The following is a 3,397-nucleotide window of genomic DNA, read 5'->3' on the forward strand; positions in this document are numbered from 1 at the left end:
GAGATTGAGCATTGGTGGTTTACCCTGAAGAATTGGATGCGGCAACGCTGGGATGAATTTGATAACTTTCGGGATTGTGTTGATGCTGCCTTCAAAGAATGTCCTAACGTGTATGCGTAGTGCTATAAATCATTGCAGGAATGATATTGACACATTATGGCATCGCTGGTTCCATATCAACTTACTGATAGCAAAGTTGTACCATACAATCCAAAGTATCCTGAAATCTTTCAGCTTGTAAAAGATTTAATATCTGCACAACTACCAAACCTAGAAATTGAACACATAGGTAGTACAGCAATTCCTGGAATCTTGGCTAAACCAATTATTGATATTCTGATTCCCTGCTCAAAACAAGAGTTTACCAATATTCTCAACAAGTTAAAAGCAATTGGCTTTGAAGATACACCTTTTGCTAATATTCCTAGCGATCGCCCAATGTTAGTTACAGGAATCAATTGTCAGCAAAATTTTTACAATGTTCACTTACACTTGACACCAGAAGGTTCTGACGTTCATCTAAATAACATTTTTTTTCGAGAGCAACTCCGCCAAAACCCAACGCTTGCCCAAGAATACGATCGCCTAAAAAAAGCAGCCATCACCTCCGGCATCATAGAAGCAACAGCATACAATTTGTACAAAAGTCCATTTATTCAATCTGTATTACAGCAAAGAACGCCCTAACTGATAGCCTCTGTGGTAAAAAAACAGCCACCTCTACTAAGAAGCAGCTGTTATAAATGAGCAGGCAAAATGCCCGCCCCACATAAGGATTACTGATTAGTAATCGAAGTCTCCGCCGCCCATACCAGCACCAGCACCAGCCGCAGCATTATCTTTTGGTTCTGGCTTATCAACTACGATACACTCAGTTGTTAACACCATACCCGCGATCGATGCAGCATTTTGTAGCGCAGAACGAGTTACTTTAGCAGGGTCAACGATACCAGCGTCAAACATATCAACAAACTCATTTGTTGCTGCATTGAAGCCAACGTTAAAATCTTTTTCTTTAACGCGTTCAGCAATCACAGCACCGTTTTGACCAGCGTTTTCGGCAATCCGCTTGAGTGGCGCAGCCAAAGCGCGAGAAACAATCATCGCACCGATCAACTCTTCATCCTTGAGACTACCACTAGCCCAAGACTCTAGATCGGGAGACAAGTGTGCTAGAGTTGTACCACCACCAGGAACGATACCTTCTTCTACAGCGGCTTTTGTCGCGTTGATGGCGTCTTCGAGGCGCAGCTTGCGGTCTTTCATTTCGGTTTCGGTAGCCGCACCAACTTTAACAACAGCAACACCGCCAGCAAGTTTAGCTAAACGCTCTTGCAATTTCTCTTTATCGTAGGAAGACTCAGTTTCTTCCATTTGACGGCGAATTTGGTCGCAGCGAGTTTTAACAGCTTGCTCGTTACCTTCTGCAACAATTGTTGTGTTGTCTTTAGTAATTGTGACGCGGCGAGATTTACCGAGCATATCAAGCTTGGTATTTTCCAATTTTAAACCAGCGTCTTCGGTGATAACTTGACCACCAGTCAGAACTGCAATGTCTTCAAGCATCGACTTGCGGCGATCGCCAAAGCCAGGAGCTTTTACTGCAGCTACGTTGAGTACACCACGCAAGCGGTTAACTACTAGAGTTGCCAGCGCTTCTTTCTCGATGTCCTCAGCAATAATAATTAATGGACGACCAGAGCGTGCAACTTGCTCTAGTACTGGTACTAAATCTTGTACCAAAGTAATCTTTTTATCGGTGAGCAACAAGTAAGGCTCGTCAAATACTGCTTCCATCCGCTCAGGATCGGTTGCAAAGTAAGGCGAGATGTAGCCTTTGTCAAAGCGCATCCCTTCTGTGATTTCAAGTTCGGTTGTCATCGACTTCCCTTCTTCAAGGGAAATAACGCCTTCTTTACCGACTTTATCCATTGCCGAAGCGATCATCTGACCAACTTCTTCATCGTTACCAGCGCTGATCGAACCGACTTGAGCGATCGCTTTAGAATCTTCTACTGGACGTGCGTGTTCAGCGATTTTATCTACCAAAAAGTTGGTTGCTTTATCGATACCACGCTTCAGAGAGATCGCGTTAGCACCAGCTGCGACGTTACGTAAGCCTTCTTTAACCATTGCATGAGCTAAAACGGTCGCTGTGGTTGTACCGTCACCTGCAGCGTCATTAGTTTTAGAAGCGGCTTGACGAATGAGCGAAACACCAGTGTTTTCTACGTGATCTTCTAATTCAATTTCTTTAGCAATTGTCACGCCATCGTTAACGATCTGTGGTGCGCCAAACTTCTTCTCTAGCACCACGTTACGTCCTTTTGGACCTAGGGTAACAGCAACAGATTCAGCTAAAATATCCATACCCTTTTCGAGGGCACGACGAGCGTTTTCGTTGTAGATAATGCGCTTTGCCATAGTTATCTATGATTTTGGTAATTGGTAATTGGTGAGTGGTAATTGGTATTAGCTAACTACTGCAAGGATGTCTTTTTCTGACAACAGCACATACTCTTCTGTACCTAGTTTGACGTCTGTACCTGCATACTTCGAGTAAAGTACTTTGTCGCCGACTTTAATTTCCATCTCCTGGCGCGAACCATCGTCGCTACGTCTACCAGGACCAATCGCAACAACTTCTCCGACTTGAGGTTTCTCTTTCGCTGTGTCGGGTAAATATAATCCACCTGCTGTTTTTTCTTCAGATGCGCTGACTTTAACAAAGACACGGTCAGCTAAAGGTTTTACTGTAGAAACACTTAGAGATACTGCTGCCATATAAATTTTCCGTTTTTAGCACTCTCAACTCCTGAGTGCTAATTTAGCGAACAGTGGATGCGATCGCAACAAAAACACTGGTACGGTTTCCCGAACTTCTGATTACGTATTAGTTTTTCTCTCTTGATATACTGAACTCGGTTAAAGTCGTATCAACTACCGTGAAAGTTAAGTTGGGCAGTGGCATAGTTCTATTCATGAAATCCGTAAATCACTCAAAAAACAGATAGTTAAGAGTATTGGAGTCAGGGTGCATCTTCGTCAAAAAACGAACTAACTTTATGCAGCAAGCCAAAATTCTAACTAAAATCTCCCGCCGAAGCTTTCTTAATTATTCTGTGGCAACTGCTTTAGCCACTACTTTGGGTGAATCGACTTTCTTACAATCAGGAAATTCAACTTCTCGACCGAATATTCTATTGATCGCAGCTGACGATCTTGGGCAAACATTAGGCTGTTACGGAGACAAAGTAGCACAGACACCTAAGAGGAGGTCTGAAAAGTAAAAAAGCTCTCGTTACAATAACCTGTCAATAGCAAAAAATGACAGAGAACGAGAGTCATGGGTCAATCATATCGTACCGATCTCACAGATGAACAATGGGAATTACTG

At 43.1% G+C, this 3,397-nt stretch carries 4 protein-coding genes and 1 pseudogene; 3 read left to right on the forward strand and 2 right to left on the reverse strand.

The window, feature by feature from the left end; all coding sequences use genetic code 11:
- Positions 1 to 120: pseudogene (locus tag IQ230_RS26040) on the forward strand (IS630 family transposase); the annotation flags it as partial.
- 36 nt (positions 121 to 156) lie between these two features.
- Positions 157 to 687, forward strand: coding sequence for a GrpB family protein (locus IQ230_RS26045; protein ID WP_193935072.1), 531 nt, complete (start codon positions 157 to 159; stop codon positions 685 to 687).
- 96 nt (positions 688 to 783) lie between these two features.
- On the opposite strand, the gene groL is transcribed toward IQ230_RS26045, so the two are convergent.
- Both groL and groES read right to left on the reverse strand, forming a co-directional pair.
- Entirely contained in the window at positions 784 to 2,424 is a 1,641-nt protein-coding gene (groL, locus tag IQ230_RS26050) for a chaperonin GroEL (RefSeq protein ID WP_193935073.1), read from the reverse strand.
- Between the two features lie 48 nt (positions 2,425 to 2,472).
- The gene (groES, locus tag IQ230_RS26055; RefSeq protein ID WP_099699537.1) at positions 2,473 to 2,784 is read right to left on the reverse strand and encodes a co-chaperone GroES; all 312 of its coding nucleotides are present in this window, start codon (positions 2,782 to 2,784) and stop codon (positions 2,473 to 2,475) included.
- 281 nt (positions 2,785 to 3,065) lie between these two features.
- Here groES and IQ230_RS26060 point away from each other — a divergent pair, with 281 nt between their 5' ends.
- Positions 3,066 to 3,290, forward strand: coding sequence for a hypothetical protein (locus IQ230_RS26060; RefSeq protein ID WP_193935074.1), 225 nt, complete (start codon positions 3,066 to 3,068; stop codon positions 3,288 to 3,290).
- The last annotated feature ends 107 nt before the right edge of the window (positions 3,291 to 3,397 follow it).

Source organism: Gloeocapsopsis crepidinum LEGE 06123, from assembly GCF_015207655.1.
Classification (GTDB): domain Bacteria; phylum Cyanobacteriota; class Cyanobacteriia; order Cyanobacteriales; family Chroococcidiopsidaceae; genus Gloeocapsopsis; species Gloeocapsopsis crepidinum.

Coding starts and splice junctions, on each gene's coding strand:
- IQ230_RS26045 (WP_193935072.1), top strand. CDS start 157: ATGGCATCGCTGGTTCCATATCAACTTACTGATAGCAAAGTTGTACCA.
- groL (WP_193935073.1), bottom strand. CDS start 2,424: ATGGCAAAGCGCATTATCTACAACGAAAACGCTCGTCGTGCCCTCGAA.
- groES (WP_099699537.1), bottom strand. CDS start 2,784: ATGGCAGCAGTATCTCTAAGTGTTTCTACAGTAAAACCTTTAGCTGAC.
- IQ230_RS26060 (WP_193935074.1), top strand. CDS start 3,066: ATGCAGCAAGCCAAAATTCTAACTAAAATCTCCCGCCGAAGCTTTCTT.